The organism is Rhodococcus zopfii NBRC 100606 = JCM 9919 (assembly GCF_001895025.1).
In the GTDB taxonomy this organism is placed as follows: domain Bacteria; phylum Actinomycetota; class Actinomycetes; order Mycobacteriales; family Mycobacteriaceae; genus Rhodococcus; species Rhodococcus zopfii.
Map to the genome: position 1 here is coordinate 49,128 of NZ_BCXI01000023.1, position 17,041 is coordinate 66,168.

Sequence of the window (17,041 nt, forward strand, 5' to 3'; positions counted from 1 at the left end):
GGAGGAGAACCATGGACCTGACCGCGCGGGCCGCGCAGCTTTCCGCCGAACGCCGGCCGTTCGTCCGCGCCACCGTGGTGCGGGCGCAGAAGCCGACGTCCGCGAGATCGGGGGACTGCGCGCTCGTGCTCGGTGACGGCACCATCGAGGGTTTCGTGGGCGGGCAGTGCACCGAGAATTCGGTGCGGGTCGCGGCCCGGGAGGCACTCGACACCGGCGAGAGTGTGCTGCTGCGGGTGCTGCCCGGTGACGCGCTCGTCTTCCCCGATGCCCCCGGCGCGACCGTCGCCGTCAATCCCTGCCAATCCGGAGGGGCCATGGAGATCTTCCTCGAGCCGCAGTTGCCGGCGCCGATCCTGGTGATCTCCGGGACGTCCCCGATCGCCGACGCCGTCGTGGCGTTCGGGCGGATCCTCGACCTCGACGTCGTCCGCCTGCCCGGCACCGACGTGCCCGACGGGGCGGCCGCCGTGGTCGTCGCGAGCCTCGGTGGGGAGGAGGCCGCGGTCATCCGCGCCGGCCTCGACGCCGGTGCCGGATACATCGGCCTGGTCGCGAGCCGCGCCCGCGGCCCCGCGGTCCTCGAACAGCTCGACGTCACCGCCGCCGAACTCGCCCGTATCCACACCCCGGCCGGACTCGACATCGGGGCACGCACCGCCGCGGAGATCGCCCTGTCCATCGTCGCGGACGTCGTGCGCACGATCCGCAGCGGCAGCCTCGCACCGACCGCACCCGCACCGCAGCCGGTCACCGCCGCAGACCCGGTCTGCGGCATGACCGTGACCGTCACCGACACCACCCCGCACCTGCGCGTCGACGGCCGCGACGTGTGGTTCTGCTGTCCCGGTTGCCGCCGCGCCTACGAAAAGGAGCACGCGGCGTGACGGTGCCCGGCCCGGTCCCCACGTTCACCGGCGTCGACGACGTGATCCGGCGGTTCGACGCGCACGACTACCTTCTCGACGAGGGGACCGCCACGGCGTTGTACCTCGCGGTCGAACTCGGCCGGCCGTTGCTGCTCGAGGGGGAGCCGGGTGTCGGGAAGACCACCGCCGCCAAGGCACTCGCCCTGGCGCTGGACGCCCCGCTGATCCGGCTGCAGTGCTACGAGGGACTGACCGCGAGCGAAGCCCTCTACGACTGGAACCATCAGCGGCAACTCCTCGCCATCCGCCTCGCCGAGTCCCGCGGCGACACCCTGCACGAAGCCGACCTGTATTCCGAGGACTTCCTCCTCGAACGGCCCGTCCTGCAGTGCGTGCGGCACAGCGGCCCCACCGCTCCGGTACTGCTCGTCGACGAAATCGACCGTGCCGACGACGAATTCGAGGCGCTGTTGCTCGAGTTCCTCGGCGAGTTCGCCGTCACCGTGCCGGAGCTGGGCACCCTCACCGCGACCCGGCGGCCGGTGGTGGTGCTCACCTCCAACCGCAGCCGCGACCTGCACGACGCGCTGCGCCGCCGCTGCCTGTACCACTGGATCGACTACCCGGACCGGGAGCGGGCCGTCGCTATCCTGCGCCGCACCGTGCCGGTCGCCAATGCGGCGCTGATCGCGCGCGCCGCGGACTTCGTCGCGACCGTCCGCGCCCTCGACCTGGACAAGGCGCCGGGGATCGCCGAAACCATCGACTGGGTGTCCGCGCTCGCCGCGCTCGGCGTTGCCGATCTCGTGCGGTCCGACGTGACCGGGCTCGCGGCCCTCGCCAAGACCCCCGACGACCTCGACGCGATCCGCGGTGCCTACCGGGAGTTCGTGGAAGCCCCGTGATGCCGCACGAATCCGGAGGCGGAGGTGTGCTGCGTGGCGTCGACCGGGCCGCGTTCGCCGTCGCGCTCGTCGATCGGCTGCGCACCGGCGGTGTCACCGTGCCCGCTGGTGCCGCCGCGACCCTCAGCCGTGCGCTGCACCTGCAGCCCCCACGTACCCGCAGCCGCCTGTACTGGGTGACGCGCCTGACCCTCGTCGACCGCCACGACAACCTCGCCGGGTTCGACGCCGCCTTCAGCGCCGTGTTCGACCACGCGGCGCTGCCGCTGGATCCGCACGCGCGCCGCACCGGACCCGACGACACCGCCCGCCCCGGCACCGATGTGACCGGGAAGCGGAACGTCGCGGACACCCGTGCCGATCCCTCCCGCGTGACAGCCCCCGTGCCGTGGATCACCCGTTCCGCCGGTGCCCACACCCCTGACGACACCAGGCCGGGGGAGACGCGGGCCACCGCGCGCGCCGGTTCCGCCGATCAACGGTTCGCGGACATGGACCCGGCCGCCCTGCGGGAACTCGGCGCTCGGCTGGAACAACTCGCGGTGCGGTGGCCGACCCGCCCGTCCCGCCGCCGCGAACAGCGCAGCAACGGACGCATCGACCTGCGCGCGAGCATCGCGCGGTCCCGTCACACCGGATTCGAACTGGTGCGCCTGGTGCATTCGCGCCCGCGCCGTCGCCGGCGCCGGATCGTCGTGCTGTGCGACGTGAGCCGATCGATGCGCGGCCACGCCGAGATCTACCTGCACCTGATGCGGGCCGCGGTCCGGGCCGGTGACGCGGAGGTGTTCGCGTTCGGGACCACACCGACCCGCCTGACCGCGACCCTCGCGCACCGCTCCGTGGAGCGCGCCGTCGACGAAGCGAACGCGAAGGTCGCCGACCGGTACGGCGGCACCCGCATCGCCCACAGCCTCGCCGAGATCCTCGGTTCGCATCGCGGGCACCTGCTGCGCGGCGCGATCGTCGTGATCGCCTCCGACGGATGGGACAGCGACGACCCGGCCGACCTGGCGCGCACCATGGCGCGGATCCGCCGCCGCGCGCACCGCGTCGTCTGGCTCAACCCCCGCGCCGGCAGCCCGGGGTTCTCCCCGAGCGCCGGAGCGATGGCCGCGGCACTGCCGTACTGCGACGCACTGCTGCCCGCGGACACCTTCGCCGCGCTGCACGACGTGCTCGACAACGTCGTCGCTGCGCGATGACCGGCGTTTCCCCTCCCCGGCTGTCATCGGGCCGTTGTGCCCTACCGGGTCCGCGCCGGGTGTTCTGTACTGAGGGCATGCCGCGGGCGTGGTGCTGGAGGTGAAATCCGTGCCGAAGACGAACGCTGAGACATCGAGTCGGGCCCGGATCGAGCGTGCCGGGCCGGCGGACCTCACCGTGCTCGCGACCGACCGGGGACCGGTACCGATGAACATCGGTGCGATCCTCGGGTTCGACGCATCGCCGGGCCCCGATCTGTCCACGGTGAGTGCTCATCTCGCAGAGCGGATTCCCCACATTCCGCGGCTGCGACAGCGGTTGCAGCGGGTGCCGATCGGCTGCGGGCATCCGGTGTGGGTCGACGACCCGGGCTTCACCCTCGAACACCATCTGACCGAACAGGATTGGCCCGCACCGGCAGGCGAGCGCCAACTCTTCGACCTCGCGGCCGAATTCGTCTGCACCCCCCTGTCTCGCGATCGGCCGTTGTGGCAGGCGCGACTGGTGGCGGACCGATCGAGCGGGCGAACCGCATTGATCGTCGTGCTGCACCACGTGCTCGCCGACGGTCTCGGTGGCCTGGCGGTGCTTGCCGCGCTGACCGACAGCGGACCGCGCCCCGCCGGTCCGGTCTTTCCGCAACCACCGCCGAGCCGAAAGGCGCTGGCCGCCGATGCCGCGCGAAGGCGGGTCACCGCTGTGCGAACGCTCCCGGTCGCGATGCGCCGGGGATTCGCGGGGTTGCGTGAACTCGGCCTCGGCCGAAGCAGGCCCCACCTCGTGGAGCCGACATCGCTGAACCGGCCGACGTCGAGCCGGCGGCGCGTGACACGCATCGTCGTTCCGCTGGCCGAGGTCACCTCCCTGGCGCACAGCCACCACGGCACCGTCAACGACATCGTGGTGGCGGCGGTCACCGGTGCCATGCTGGCCGGCCTCCGGGCCCGCGGGGAGCGTCCCGGCCGGTTGGTGGTCTCGGTGCCGATTTCGGGACGCCGCACTGCGACCGCGGACCGTCTCGGCAACGTCACCGGTGTCCGCCCTGTCTCGGTACCGGCGATCGTGGACGACGAAGACCGTCTCACCCGGATCGTCGCGGCGACGAGTGCTGCCCACGGACAACCGGCACGTGCGTCGTCCGGCGGGCCTCTCGGACTGGCGTTTCGGGCGTTGGGCCGGCTCGGCATGTTCCGGCTGTTCATCGATCATCAGCGGATGGTGCACACCTTCGTGACCAATCTGCGCGGCCCGGCCGAGCCCGTGGAACTGGCCGGGTTCCGGGTGCGGTCGCTGGTGCCGCTGGTGGTCACCCCCGGCAACGTGGGCGTGACGTTCGCGGTGCTGTCGTACGCGGGCGATTTGGGAATCACCCTGGTCGCAGATCCCGCGATCGTCCCCGACCAGGATGAGATGGCCCAGAATGTGGCCGACACAGTGGCTCGGCTGTAGCGCTGCACCCCGTCGACCCGTTAGCCTCGCCGGGTGGGGCGGAGGCCTTCGGGCGGCCGGAGCCGCCCGAAGGGAACACCGGTCACTTCAGATTGCTGCCCGCATCGACGGTGAGGGGAAGCCCTGTGACGTAGCGGGATTCGTCGGAAGCCAGGAACAACACCGCGTTGCTGATGTCCTCCGGCTCCACCCAGCCGATCGGCAGGACGTGCATGAGCTGAGTGACGACCTTCATGTCCTCCGGCCCCGGGTTCTCGAGGTCGGGGCGGAACATCTTCATCGTCTCCTCGTTCATGAACATCGGGGTGTTCACGTTCGTGGGGTGAACTGTGTTGACACGGATGAAGTGCTGGCCCAGCTCGACGGCGAACGTGCGCATCAGCCCGACCACGCCGTGCTTCGCGGCGATGTACGGACCCATGGTCGGGTAGGCCTTCAACCCACCCACCGAACTGGTGAGGATGATCGAGCCGCCATTTCCGGCCGCAATCATGTGCGGTACAGCAGCTTTCGCCGACTTCCACACGCCGGAGAGATTGATGTCGAGCATCTCCTGCCAGTCCGTCTCGTCGGTCTGGTCGAGGGTGAACCCGCCGGTTCCGATCCCGGCGTTGGCGACGACGATGTCGAGCCGGCCCAGTTGCGCCACGCCCTCGTCCACAGCACCCTTCAGCGCGTCGAAATCACGCACGTCCACCTGCGCGGTCACGATGCGACGATCGAGACCCTTGATCAGATCAACGGTTTCGGCCATGTCCTCCGGCGTGGACGGGGCGATCAGGGCGCCCTCCCGGATCGGTCCGCAGATGTCGATCGCGATGATGTCGGCGCCTTCCTGCGCCAGTCGCACCGCATGGCTGCGCCCCTGGCCGCGAGCCGCTCCCGTGACGAACGCGACCTTGCCTTCTACTCTCCCTGCCATGTGCTGCCTTTCGTGTTGCGCGTCGAGTGATCGCTCGATGCGGTGTCCGGGTCGTGAGGTATCCGTGTCGATGCGGTGGCTGTGTCGATGCGGTGGGCGGGATTTGCGCTAGCGAGTCGGGGTGAACTCGATGTGGAGTTCGGTGAGGCCCCGCAGCAGGAACGTCGGCTCGTAGGAGTAGCGGCGGTCGGTCGTCGGCCCGTGTTCGGTCTCGCAGATCCGGATATCGCTCATCCGATCGAGCAGGCGGTTCAGGGTGATGTGGCCTTCGATGCGGGCCAGGGGTGCGCCCGCGCACGTGTGCAGTCCCCGGCCGAACGCGATGTGGTCGTGTGCGTTCCGCCGGTCGAAACGGAACTCGTTCGGATCGTCGAACTTGCGGGGATCGCGATTCGCGGCCGCGAGGCTCAGCATCACCACGGTCCCGGCGGGAACGTCGAGATCCCCGATCGTGGTGGTCTTGCGGGCGAGACGGAAGTCCACCTTCGTGGGGCTGTCGAAGCGGAGGGATTCCTCCGTGAAGGACCGGATGAGAGTCCGATCCTCGCGCAGGATCTGCTGGTACTCCGGCCGTTCGCCGAGCACCCGCAGCGCCGAGCTGAGCAGCTTCGTCACGGTCTCCTGACCGGCGGCGAACAGGAAGGTCGCGGGACGCACGACCTCGAGGAGCGAGGGTGTCGATCCGTCCGGGTAGGTGGCGGAGGCGAGGCCGCTGAGGATGTCGCCTCGGGGCTCGCGTCGTCGCTCGGTGAGGTAGCCGCTGAAGCGTTCGTCGAGGTAGTCCAGCGGATTGATCCCGACCGGCTCGTGGTCGAGGGCTCCGACGCGGGTACCGGGCCGTGCGTCCGCGCCCAGCGCCTGACGGAACTCGTCGCGGTCCTCCTCCGGGACGCCGAGCAGATCTGCGATGGCCAGCGTCGCAAAGGGTTTGGCGTACTCTCCGAGAAACTCGCAGCGACCGTTGCCGATGAATTCGTCGAGTTGCTGGTCCGCGAGGGTCCACAGATACTCCTCGTTCTCCTTCAGGCGTTTGGGAGTGAGGAGCCGGCCGAGCAGGGCGCGGGCCTTCGTGTGGTCGGGCGGATCCATCGTGACGATGTGCTCGAAGATCGGGAACTCGTGACGGTGCGCTTCGATCTGTGCGGTGATGTCGTCACCTTCGGGGACGAACGGCAGGGGAGGGAACGGGCCGCCGATCGAGTTGACCGCAGAGAGCGCGTCGGTGTTCTTGAAGGCCTCCACGACCTCCTGGTAGCCGGTGACGACCACCACGCCGTGGTGCGGTTCGCGGAAGACCGGGTTCCGGTCCCGCAGGTGATCGAAGTACCGGAACGGATTCTGCGCGACCTCTCCGTCGGAGAAGTAGTCGACTGACGCGAGATCGGTCATCGGATTCTGGCCTTTCGGGTTGGCTCGGTTATCCCTCGACGATGCTGATCGCCTGGCGCGGACAGGCGCTGGCTGCGGATTTCACCTTGGGCCACAGTGCTTCTGGTGGCGTCTCCTCGCAGCTCGCGACAGCGTCGTCTCCGAGGTCGAAGACCTCGGGTGCGATCTCGATGCAGAGTGCATGTGCCTCGCAGAGGTCGCGATCGACCCGCACGCGTATCGGTGATCCCGTCATCGGGTGCTCCCCAGGGTGAGTTCGGGCAAGAACGGGCGGCGGGACGTTCTCCGTGCGACCGCCGCCGAGTCGGAGCAGAGTAACTGTGTTACAGGCGATACGATAACTAGGTTATCCCTACACGGCAAGGATATTCGCAAAATGGAGAATGCTGAGGTGGCGGGCGGGTTCGACCGGACCCGGGACCGACTTCTCGACACCGTCGTCGAACTCCTCGAAAGCGGGGGCTACGACGAGGTCCAACTCCGTGAGGTCGCCCGGCGTGCCCGCACCTCGCTGTCGACCATCTACAAGCGGTACCCGACGCGGGACGAGCTGATCCTCGCCGCGATCGAGGGCTGGATGGCGGAGAATCACTCAGGGATCGTGAAGCAGAGCCGCGATCCGGACGAGCCGTTGCACCCGGCGATGATGCGGGTGATGCGAGCGATTTTCGAACCTTGGGTGCAGCACCCGGCGATGCTCCTCGCCTACTTCCGGGTGCGGACCGCGCCCGGCGGCGAGAGCCTGCCCGTGCGGGGTTTCGACGTGGTCGTGCCCGTCGGCATGGCGGTCCTGTCGGACGTGAACCCCGGCTTCGTCGCGGAGCTGGAATCGATCCTGTCGAGCCTCGTCTACGGGTTGGTGGGGCGATACCGCGAGGGTCACATCGCGATCACCGACATCATCCCCACGATCGACCGCACCGTCTTCTGGCTGACGACCGGCTACGAGGCTTCGCGTCGAAGCGCCGGCGCGACGACCGCCGGCAACCACCAGGGCTGCGGCAGCGCCACGCCGTGACCACGGACACTGCACTCCGACGTCGTGTCGTAGCGGACTCGGGGCACGTCCTACCCTGGTAGCCATGGCAGCACCCGAGCTCGCGCAGCCCGAATCCAGACCCGCACCCGCCGCGAGGGCGGGTACGTCCGTCCTGTACCTCGTGTTCGGCATCGTCTCGGCGATCGTCGCGGCGTTCGTCGTCGGACTGTCCGCGTCGCAGGCACTCGTGCTGCTCGGTATCCCCGATCCCGGTCCGCTCACCACCTACGGGCTGCCCGCGGTCCGGGGAGTCGCGGAGATCGCCGCGGTCGTGACCGTCGGCTCGTTGTTCTTCGCGACGTTCCTCGTGCCCCCGCAGCGCAGCGGCGTCCTCGACCTCGACGGCTACCGGGCGGTGCGCACCGCCGGGGCCGCCGCGACCGTGTGGGCCGTGTGCTCGGCGCTGCTGGTACCGCTGACCCTGTCGGACACCTCCGGGCAGCCGTTCGGTGAGGCGGTCAAACCGGCGAATCTGTGGCGTGCCGTCGGCCAGGTCGAGGTCGCGTCGGCGTGGGCGTGGACGCTGTTCCTCGCGCTCGTGCTGGCGATGCTGATCAGGTTCGCGGTGCGATGGTCGTGGGTGCCCTACCTGCTGCTGCTGTCGGTGATCGCGCTCATGCCGATCGCCCTGACCGGGCACTCCTCCTCGGGTGGCTCGCACGACATGGCCACCAACAGTCTCGTGCTGCACCTGGTGGCGGCGTCGGTGTGGGCCGGCGGCCTGTTCGCGTTGTTCGTGCACGCACGCCGCGGCGGTGACCACATCGATCTCGCGGCCCGCCGGTTCTCGTTCGTCGCCGGGATCGCGTTCGTGGTGATGGCGCTGAGCGGCATCATCAACTCCGCGGTGCGGGTGCCGTTCGGCGACCTCGCGACCACCACCTACGGACGGCTCGTCATCGCGAAGGCCGTCGCCCTGATCCTGATCGGCATCCTCGGCTGGGCCCAGCGCCGCCGCGCGCTGCCCGCCCTCGAAGCCGACCCCACCAGCCGGGGCGCCCTCGTCCGATTCGCGGCCGTGGAGGCGGTCCTGCTGGCCGCGACGATCGGCCTGGCCGTCGGGCTGGGCCGCACCCCGCCGCCCGCCCCGGCGTCGGCGCCGAGCGTCCTCGAGGTGGAACTCGGTTACAACCTCGACGGCCCGCCCACCTTCGCGAACCTGTTCTTCGGGGCGTGGCGCTTCGACCTGATCTTCGGCACCGCGGCCGTCGTGCTCGCCGCCGGGTACGCACTCGGCATGTGGACGCTGCGTAAGCGCGGCGACACGTGGCCGGTGGGCCGCGCGATCGCGTGGTTCAGCGGATGCTTCGTGCTGCTGGTCGCGACGTCGTCGGGTGTCGGTATGTATTCGCCGGCGATGTTCAGCGTGCACATGGGCGCGCACATGGCGATGTCGATGCTCGCTCCGGTGCTGCTGGCGCTCGGTGGTGCGATGACGCTGGCGCTGCGGGCGTTCAAACCGGCCGGCCGTGACGGGGCGCCCGGCCCGCGCGAGTGGATTCTCGAACTCCTGCACAGCCCGCCGTCGCGGTTCTTCACGCAGCCGGTGGTGGCGTCGGTGATGTTCGTCGGCGGTTTCTACGCGTTGTACCTGGGCGGCATCTTCGAATCGTCGGCCGACAGTCACGCCGCGCACGTGCTGATGAATCTGCACTTCCTGATGAGCGGCTACCTGTTCTACTGGGTGGTCATCGGTGTCGACCCGTCCCCGCGGGACGTGCAGCCGGTGACGAAGCTGGCGATGGTGTTCGGTTCGCTGCCGTTCCACGCGTTCTTCGGGGTGACCCTCATGAGCATGGGCTCGGTGATGGCCGAGCCGTACTACCGCGGCCTGTTGCTGCCGTGGAACGAAGACCTGTTCTCCGATCAGAAGGTCGGCGGCAGTATCGCCTGGTCCGCCGGGGAGATTCCGCTGGTGCTGGTGATGCTGGCGCTGCTCGTCCAGTGGTCGCGCAGCGACGACCGGACCGCGCGGCGCGTGGACCGGGCTGCGGAGCGGGACCACGACGCCGACCTCGCGGCGCACAACGCGATGTTCGCCGAACTCGCGCGCCGTGACCGGGAAGGTCGCTGAGAACCGCGGGCCGGCTCGGTCCACGTCGGTCACGCTGCCGGCCCGGCCGCTCCGGGCGACCGGTTCCGGGTGACACGGCGTTCGCCTCGCCGCCGGGCGCGATGCCGTTCGGGTGGGCCGTTCCCGGGTGGTTCCGCCGCGCCGTGCGGGTGCTCCCGGACCGGAGAAACTCCGCGATGTGGGTTCCCGCGCTCGGCCCGATAGGCTGGTGGGCATGGCGGAGTTCATTTACACGATGAAGAAGGTGCGCAAGGCGCACGGTGACAAGGTCATCCTCGATGACGTCACCATGAGCTTCTACCCGGGAGCCAAGATCGGTGTCGTCGGGCCGAACGGCGCCGGCAAGTCGTCGATCCTGAAGATCATGGCCGGGCTGGACCAGCCCAGCAACGGCGAGGCGTTCCTCGACCCGGAAGCGACCGTCGGCATCCTGCTGCAGGAACCTCCGCTCAACGAGGAGAAGACGGTCCGCGGCAACGTCGAGGAGGGCCTCGGCGAGATCAAGGTCAAGCTCGACCGGTTCAACGAGATCGCCGAGCTCATGGCGACCGACTACTCGGACGAGCTGATGGAGGAGATGGGCAAGCTCCAGGAGGAGCTCGATCACGCCAACGCGTGGGACATCGACTCGCAGCTCGAGCAGGCGATGGACGCGCTGCGCTGCCCGCCGCCGGACGAGCCGGTCACCCACCTCTCCGGTGGTGAGCGTCGCCGTGTCGCGCTGTGCAAGCTGCTGCTGAGCAAGCCCGACCTGCTGCTCCTCGACGAGCCCACCAACCACCTCGACGCCGAGTCGGTGTTGTGGCTCGAGCAGTTCCTCTCGTCCTACCCGGGCGCGGTGCTCGCCGTCACCCACGACCGGTACTTCCTCGATCACGTCGCGCAGTGGATCTGTGAGGTCGACCGCGGCAAACTGCATCCCTACGAGGGCAACTACTCCACCTACCTGGAGAAGAAGGCCGAGCGCCTCGAGGTGCAGGGCAAGAAGGATCAGAAGCTGCAGAAGCGCCTCAAGGAGGAGCTCGAGTGGGTCCGGTCCGGCGCCAAGGCCCGCCAGACGAAGAACAAGGCGCGTCTGGGCCGCTACGAGGAGATGGCGGCGGAGGCTGAGAAGCACCGCAAGCTGGACTTCGAGGAGATCCAGATCCCGACGCCGCCGCGCCTGGGCAACGTCGTCGTCGAGGTCGACCACCTCGACAAGGGCTTCGACGGTCGCGTGCTCATCAAGGACCTGTCGTTCACCCTGCCGCGCAACGGCATCGTCGGCGTGATCGGCCCGAACGGTGTCGGTAAGACCACGCTGTTCAAGACGATCGTCGGCCTCGAAGCGCCGGATTCGGGCACCGTCAAGGTCGGCGATGCGGTCAAGCTCAGCTACGTCGACCAGAATCGCGCGAACATCGATCCCACCAAGAACGTGTGGGAGGTCGTGTCCGGTGGCATGGACTTCATCGAGGTCGGGCAGAACGAGATGCCGTCGCGCGCGTATGTCAGCGCGTTCGGTTTCAAGGGCCCGGACCAGCAGAAGAAGTCGGGGGTGCTCTCCGGTGGTGAGCGCAACCGCCTGAACCTGGCGCTGACCCTCAAGGAGGGCGGCAACCTGATCCTGCTCGACGAGCCGACCAACGACCTCGACGTCGAGACCCTGAGCTCGCTCGAGAATGCGCTGCAGCAGTTCCCCGGCTGCGCCGTCGTGATCTCCCACGACCGCTGGTTCCTGGACCGCACCTGCACGCACATCCTGGCGTGGGAGGGCAACGTCGAGGAGGGCCGGTGGTTCTGGTTCGAGGGCAACTTCGAGGCGTACGAGGCGAACAAGATCGATCGTCTGGGCGCCGATGCGGCCCGCCCGCACCGCGTCACGCACCGGAAGCTCACCCGTGACTGAGCAGGGCGGTAACGAATTCTCCTGCACCATCGAGGTGCGTTGGGCCGATTCCGATCGGCTCGGGCACGTGAACAACACGAAGTTCATCGAGTACATGCAGGAGGCGCGGATCAAGTTCTTCCGATCGGCGACGTTCGAGCACTTGCCGGTCGTGGTGCGCAAGAGCGACGTGGAATTCCTGCGACCGGTCAAGGACGAGTCGGGTCCGCTCACGGTCACGATCACCGCGGTGCGGCTGGGCACCACCTCGTACACGCTCCGGCACACCGTCGTCGATGTGCACGGCAACGTGTGCGGGACCGGTGACGTGGTGCTGGTCGGGTTCGACCCCGCCACCGACACCGCGCGTGCACTCACTGCCGACGAACGCCGGATGCTCGGGCAGTACCTGGCCGTACCGGTCGGCTGACGCCGGTTTTCCTGTTCCGACGCCACGCCGCGGATAGGCTCGACTTCGGGCCTGTCCGCGGCGTTCGCGTTGGTGCGGACGGATCCGAGTAAGGAGAGTGGTCATGGCCGAGTCGCCTGTATCGCACGGTGTTTCGTCCGATCTCGAGGTGCTGCAACGGGCATATCGGCAGGGCGACGGCGACCTCGCCGAGATGCGCCGCGCGGTCGCGGCGCATCTCGAACTGGGGCGGCACCGCCCCGCGGGTACCGCCGTCACGCACGTTCACCGGAACGGACGCCGTGAGGGGGTCGGGCCGGCCGTGCAGATCGTCACCGACGACATGCCGTTGCTGGTGGAATCGGTGACCGCGCTGCTGGACCGGCTCGGGGTCACCGTCGGCGACGTGGTGCACCCGATATTCGGGGCGCGGCGCGGGCCGTCGGGAGAGCTCGTCGCCCTGACCGCGGACCCGGCGGGTGAGGGCACCACCGCCGAGTCGTGGATGCACGTGCAACTGCATCCCACGACCGCAGACTCGGCGCTCGATGCCCTGGACGCAGAGCTTCCGGTGGTGCTCGCCGACGTCCGCCAGGTGGTGGTGGACACCGAGGCGATGCAGGACCGCGGCCGCGAACTGGGGGCGTACCTGGACGCGCTCGCCACCGACCCGCCGGGTACGCGGACCGTCGAGGAGTTGACCGAGACGGCGGCGCTGCTGCGCTGGCTTGCCCAGGGCAACTACACCCTCCTCGGATACCGGCAGTACGAGCTCGGGGAACCGGACGGACACGGCGCGCGCCGTGCCCATCCGGTGCCGGGCAGCGGCCTCGGGGTGCTCCGCGACGAGGCGGCGCACGATCCCATCGATCTGCCGGCCGTCGACGAACCGGCCGACCGTCCGATGCTGGTGCTCACCCAGGGCTCGTTGCCGGCGACCGTGCATCGGTCGGTGTACCCCTACTTCGTGGACGTGGCGATCCTCGACGACCGCGGCCGCATCGTCGGGGAGCACCGGTTCCTCGGGGTGCTCACGGTCACCGCGCTGCACGAAAACGTCCTCGACATCCCGATGCTCTCGCGCCGGGTACGCGGCGCCATCGCACGGTCCGGGGTGCCGATGTCCTCGTTCACCGGGCAGGCGATGCTCGAGATCATCCAGTCGATGCCGCGGATCGAGCTGTTCTCGATGGACTCCGACACCCTGTACGACACGGTGTCCTCGGTCGTGGGGATGCGTCGCCAGGTGCGGCTGTTCGTGCGCGTCGACCCGTTCGGGCGGTACGTCTCGTGCCTGGTCTACCTGCCGCGCGACCGCTACACCACCCGTGTCCGCACCGCCATGCAGCAGATTTTGCTACGCGAATATGGCGGGGGCACAATCGATTACACGGCCCGCGTCACCGAGGGTGATCTGGCATTGCTGCACGTGACGATCCGTTCGGCGGCCGGCGCACCCGAGGTTCGGGTCGACACGTCGGAGGCCGAACGGCAGCGCATCCAGGCCTTGCTCGCCGAGGCCAGCCGCAGCTGGGACGACCGGCTCGTCGAGATCGCCGCGGCCGACCCGGCGTTCGATCCGGCGCTGGTGAAGCGCTACGCGGACGTGCTGCCCGACGGGTACAAGGAGGACTTCGGCCCGGCGCACGCGCTCGCCGACGTGGCGCGCCTCGAGGCGTTGCGCGCCGACTCGATCGACATGCTGCTGTACCGCCCCGATCACGCCGCACCGCGCCGGTGGCGTTTCGCGCTCTACATCGGCAGCGAAGGCATCACCCTGAGCCGGGTGCTGCCCGCACTGCAGAGCCTCGGCGTCGACGTCGTCGACGAACGGCCGTACCAGATCATCCGCGCCGACCGGATGAGTTGCTGGATCTACGATTTCGGACTCGATCTGCCGGTCGACGTGGACCCGGAAATGTCGGTGCCGCAACGTTTCACCGACGCATTCGAGGCGGTGTGGCACGGGGACGCCGCAAGCGACCGATTCAACGAACTGGTGCTGCGCGCGGGCCTGACCTGGCGCCGGGCCGCGATGCTGCGCGCCTACGCGAAATACCTGAAACAGGCGGGTTTCCCGTACAGCGAGTACCGCATCGCCGGGGTGCTGCTCGCCGTCCCGGAAACCACCGGTCTGTTCGTCGAACTGTTCGAGACGATGTTCGACCCCGAGCTGATCCCGGCGGTCTCCGCGGCGCGTGAACGCGATCTCGTCGCCGCGCTCACCCGCGCGATCGACACCGTCGCGGGGCTCGACGCAGACCGGATCCTGCGCGGCCTGTTCGCCCTGATACAAGCCACCCTGCGTACCAACTACTTCGTTCCGGTCGGCGACCGGGACGCTGCGGGACGCGTCCTGACCTTCAAACTCGACCCCACCGGCATCGACGAATTGCCGCGTCCCCGGCCGAAGTTCGAGATGTTCGTCTATGCGCCCGACGTCGAGGGTGTGCACCTGCGGTTCGGTCCGGTCGCGCGCGGCGGGCTGCGCTGGTCCGACCGCCGCGAGGACTACCGCACCGAGATTCTCGGTCTCGCCAAGGCTCAGGCCGTGAAGAACGCGGTGATCGTGCCGGTCGGTGCGAAGGGCGGGTTCGTCGTGAAGAAGCCCGTCGCGCCGACCGGGGACGCCGCCGCCGACCGCGTCGCAGCCCGCGTGCAGGGCGAACGCTGCTACCGTCGGTTCATCGCGGGCATGCTCGAGGTCACCGACAACCTCGACCGCACCACCAACGCGGCGATCCCTCCCGCGCGGGTGGTGCGCCGCGACGGCGACGACACCTATCTCGTCGTCGCCGCCGACAAGGGCACCGCGTCGTTCTCCGACCTCGCCAACGAGGTTGCGCGCGAACATCGTTTCTGGCTCGACGACGCGTTCGCCTCGGGTGGTTCGGCCGGATACGACCACAAGGAGATGGGCATCACCGCGCGCGGCGCGTGGGAGAGCGTCAAACGCCACTTCGCCGAGTTCGGTGTCGACACCCAGACCCGTGACTTCACCGTCGTCGGCATCGGCGACATGAGTGGCGACGTGTTCGGCAACGGGATGCTGCTCAGCGAACACATCCGGCTCGTCGCCGCGTTCGACCATCGGCACATCTTCCTCGACCCGGACCCCGATGCCGCCCGCTCCTACGCCGAACGGCGCCGGCTGTTCGACCTGCCCCGGTCCTCGTGGGCCGACTACGAGCCGGCACTGATCGGTGCCGGTGGCGGTGTGTGGGAACGCACCCGCAAGTCGATTCCGCTCGCGCCGCAGGCCCGGGCCGTGCTGGGGTTGCCGGAGGAGGTCACCGAGCTCCGTCCGCCCGACCTGATCCGGGCGATCCTGCGCGCCCCCGTCGACCTGCTGTGGAACGGCGGCATCGGCACCTACGTCAAGGCGAGCACCGAGACGCACGCGGACGTCGGCGACAAGGGCAACGACGCGGTCCGCGTCGACGGCGACGAGATCCGGGCGCGGGTGATGGGGGAGGGCGGCAACCTGGGTGTGACCCCCCGCGGCCGCATCGAATACGCCCGCGCCGGCGGCAAGATCAATACCGACGCGATCGACAACTCCGCCGGGGTGGACTGTTCCGACCACGAGGTCAACATCAAGATCCTGCTCGATTCGATGGTCACCGCCGGGGAACTGCCCGCGTCCGAACGCAATCCGCTGCTCGAATCCATGACCGACGACGTCGCCCGGCTCGTCCTCGCCGACAACATCGCCCAGAACGGGGTGCTCGGCGTGTCGCGGGCATCGGCGCCGGCGCTGCTCGCCGTGCACCAGCGGCAGCTCAACGCCCTCGTCGCCGACCGCGGCCTGGACCGGGCCCTCGAGGCGCTGCCGGACAACGAGGAGATCGAACTGCGCCTCGAGGCCGGTGAGGGACTGTCCTCACCGGAGCTGTGCACGCTGCTCGCCCACGTCAAACTCGCGCTCGTCGACGACCTGCTCGACACCGACCTGCCCGACAGCGACACATTCGCCGGCCGGCTGCCCGGATACTTCCCGGAACCGCTGCGGCAGCGGTTCCGGACCGGCATCAAGGCGCATCCGCTGCGCCGGCAGATCGTCGCGACGATCCTCGCCAACGAAACCGTCGACAACGGCGGCATCAGCTACGTGTACCGGCTGAGCGAGGACACGGGGGCGTCGAGCACCGACGCGATCCGCGCCTACGCGGCGGTCACCGAGATCTTCGGGCTGCCGCAGTTGTGGGCGCGCATCCGCGGCGCGAACATCCCCACCGACCTCGCCGACGATCTGCTGCTCGAAACCAACCGGGTGCTCGACCGGGCGTCGCGGTGGCTGCTGTCGAACCGCCCGCAGCCGCTGGCCGTCGGCGCCGAGATCAGCCGCTACCGGTCTGCGTTCGCGCAGCTCGCCCCGCGGGTGGGGGAATGGATGCGGGGCCACCATCGCGAGGATCTGGGCACCCGGATGGAGCCGCTGCTCTCGCGGGGTGCCCCGCGCGCCCTCACCGAGGACGTGTTCCGGCTCCTCGATCAGTTCCCGCTGCTCGACGTCATCGACATCGCCGACATCCTCGAACGCGACGAGGACGTCGTCGCCGAGCTGTACTACGCGATGGACGCCCACCTCGGCGTCGACCGGCTCCTGTCGGCGGTGTCCGACCTCGACCGGGGCGATCGCTGGCATTCGCTCGCGCGGCTCGCGTTGCGCGACGAACTCTACGGATCGCTGCGGGCGCTGATCCGCGACGTGCTCGTCGGCACCGAACCGGGGGAGACCAGCGTCGAGATGATCGAGGACTGGGAGTTGTCGAACGGGTCCCGGCTCGTGCGTGCGAGGGCGGCGCTCGACGAGATATTCGCGTCTGGAAACCTGGATCTGGCCACCCTGCTGGTGGCGGCACGGCAGATCAGGACCATGGTGCGCGCGGGCGCACCCGATCGGAGGTAG

12 protein-coding genes are annotated in these 17,041 nt (G+C 69.2%); 9 read left to right on the forward strand and 3 right to left on the reverse strand.

Going from position 1 to position 17,041, the window contains the following annotated elements:
• Positions 1 to 11: 11 nt before the first annotated feature.
• The 4 genes from RZ1_RS15865 (at position 12) to RZ1_RS15880 (ending at position 4,429) form a co-directional block, all read left to right on the forward strand.
• On the forward strand, positions 12 to 887 hold the full coding sequence (locus RZ1_RS15865; protein ID WP_072813344.1) for an XdhC family protein: 876 nt from the start codon (positions 12 to 14) through the stop codon (positions 885 to 887).
• Positions 888 to 889: 2 nt separating this feature from the next.
• Positions 890 to 1,774, forward strand: a complete 885-nt coding sequence (locus RZ1_RS15870) for an AAA family ATPase (protein WP_072813435.1) — start codon at positions 890 to 892, stop codon at positions 1,772 to 1,774.
• Positions 1,774 to 2,979 (forward strand): vWA domain-containing protein, encoded by a 1,206-nt coding sequence (locus RZ1_RS15875; protein WP_072813346.1) that lies wholly within the window; start codon positions 1,774 to 1,776, stop codon positions 2,977 to 2,979. Before RZ1_RS15870 ends, RZ1_RS15875 begins: the two co-directional genes overlap by 1 nt.
• Positions 2,980 to 3,088: 109 nt before the next feature.
• Positions 3,089 to 4,429, forward strand: a complete 1,341-nt coding sequence (locus tag RZ1_RS15880; RefSeq protein ID WP_072813437.1) for a wax ester/triacylglycerol synthase domain-containing protein — start codon at positions 3,089 to 3,091, stop codon at positions 4,427 to 4,429.
• Positions 4,430 to 4,511: 82 nt separating this feature from the next.
• Here the strand turns inward: RZ1_RS15880 and RZ1_RS15885 are convergent, their stop codons facing one another.
• From RZ1_RS15885 to RZ1_RS15895, 3 genes are all read right to left on the reverse strand, one after another.
• Positions 4,512 to 5,351 carry a mycofactocin-coupled SDR family oxidoreductase gene (locus RZ1_RS15885; protein ID WP_072813348.1) on the reverse strand — a complete coding sequence of 280 codons (840 nt, stop codon included), beginning with the start codon at positions 5,349 to 5,351 and terminating at the stop codon, positions 4,512 to 4,514.
• 108 nt (positions 5,352 to 5,459) lie between these two features.
• Entirely contained in the window at positions 5,460 to 6,740 is a 1,281-nt protein-coding gene (locus RZ1_RS15890) for a cytochrome P450 (RefSeq protein WP_072813349.1), read from the reverse strand.
• Between the two features lie 28 nt (positions 6,741 to 6,768).
• Positions 6,769 to 6,975, reverse strand: coding sequence for a ferredoxin (locus tag RZ1_RS15895; RefSeq protein ID WP_280522828.1), 207 nt, complete (start codon positions 6,973 to 6,975; stop codon positions 6,769 to 6,771).
• Between the two features lie 141 nt (positions 6,976 to 7,116).
• On the opposite strand from RZ1_RS15895, the gene RZ1_RS15900 reads away from it, so the two are divergent.
• The 5 genes from RZ1_RS15900 (at position 7,117) to RZ1_RS15920 (ending at position 17,041) form a co-directional block, all read left to right on the forward strand.
• Entirely contained in the window at positions 7,117 to 7,758 is a 642-nt protein-coding gene (locus tag RZ1_RS15900; RefSeq protein WP_072813351.1) for a TetR/AcrR family transcriptional regulator, read from the forward strand.
• A 64-nt stretch (positions 7,759 to 7,822) separates the two neighbouring features.
• The gene (locus RZ1_RS15905) at positions 7,823 to 9,853 is read left to right on the forward strand and encodes a bifunctional copper resistance protein CopD/cytochrome c oxidase assembly protein (RefSeq protein ID WP_072813353.1); all 2,031 of its coding nucleotides are present in this window, start codon (positions 7,823 to 7,825) and stop codon (positions 9,851 to 9,853) included.
• Between the two features lie 214 nt (positions 9,854 to 10,067).
• Positions 10,068 to 11,741: an energy-dependent translational throttle protein EttA gene (gene ettA, locus RZ1_RS15910; RefSeq protein ID WP_072813354.1), complete on the forward strand. Its 1,674-nt coding sequence runs from the start codon at positions 10,068 to 10,070 to the stop codon at positions 11,739 to 11,741.
• Positions 11,734 to 12,150: an acyl-CoA thioesterase gene (locus RZ1_RS15915; protein ID WP_072813356.1), complete on the forward strand. Its 417-nt coding sequence runs from the start codon at positions 11,734 to 11,736 to the stop codon at positions 12,148 to 12,150. The genes ettA and RZ1_RS15915 overlap by 8 nt, the downstream gene beginning before the upstream one ends.
• A 103-nt stretch (positions 12,151 to 12,253) precedes the next feature.
• Positions 12,254 to 17,041 (forward strand): NAD-glutamate dehydrogenase, encoded by a 4,788-nt coding sequence (locus RZ1_RS15920; protein ID WP_072813358.1) that lies wholly within the window; start codon positions 12,254 to 12,256, stop codon positions 17,039 to 17,041.

Coding starts and splice junctions, on each gene's coding strand:
- RZ1_RS15865 (WP_072813344.1), top strand. CDS start 12: ATGGACCTGACCGCGCGGGCCGCGCAGCTTTCCGCCGAACGCCGGCCG.
- RZ1_RS15875 (WP_072813346.1), top strand. CDS start 1,774: ATGCCGCACGAATCCGGAGGCGGAGGTGTGCTGCGTGGCGTCGACCGG.
- RZ1_RS15885 (WP_072813348.1), bottom strand. CDS start 5,351: ATGGCAGGGAGAGTAGAAGGCAAGGTCGCGTTCGTCACGGGAGCGGCT.
- RZ1_RS15890 (WP_072813349.1), bottom strand. CDS start 6,740: ATGACCGATCTCGCGTCAGTCGACTACTTCTCCGACGGAGAGGTCGCG.
- RZ1_RS15895 (WP_280522828.1), bottom strand. CDS start 6,975: ATGACGGGATCACCGATACGCGTGCGGGTCGATCGCGACCTCTGCGAG.
- RZ1_RS15900 (WP_072813351.1), top strand. CDS start 7,117: ATGGAGAATGCTGAGGTGGCGGGCGGGTTCGACCGGACCCGGGACCGA.
- RZ1_RS15905 (WP_072813353.1), top strand. CDS start 7,823: ATGGCAGCACCCGAGCTCGCGCAGCCCGAATCCAGACCCGCACCCGCC.
- ettA (WP_072813354.1), top strand. CDS start 10,068: ATGGCGGAGTTCATTTACACGATGAAGAAGGTGCGCAAGGCGCACGGT.
- RZ1_RS15920 (WP_072813358.1), top strand. CDS start 12,254: ATGGCCGAGTCGCCTGTATCGCACGGTGTTTCGTCCGATCTCGAGGTG.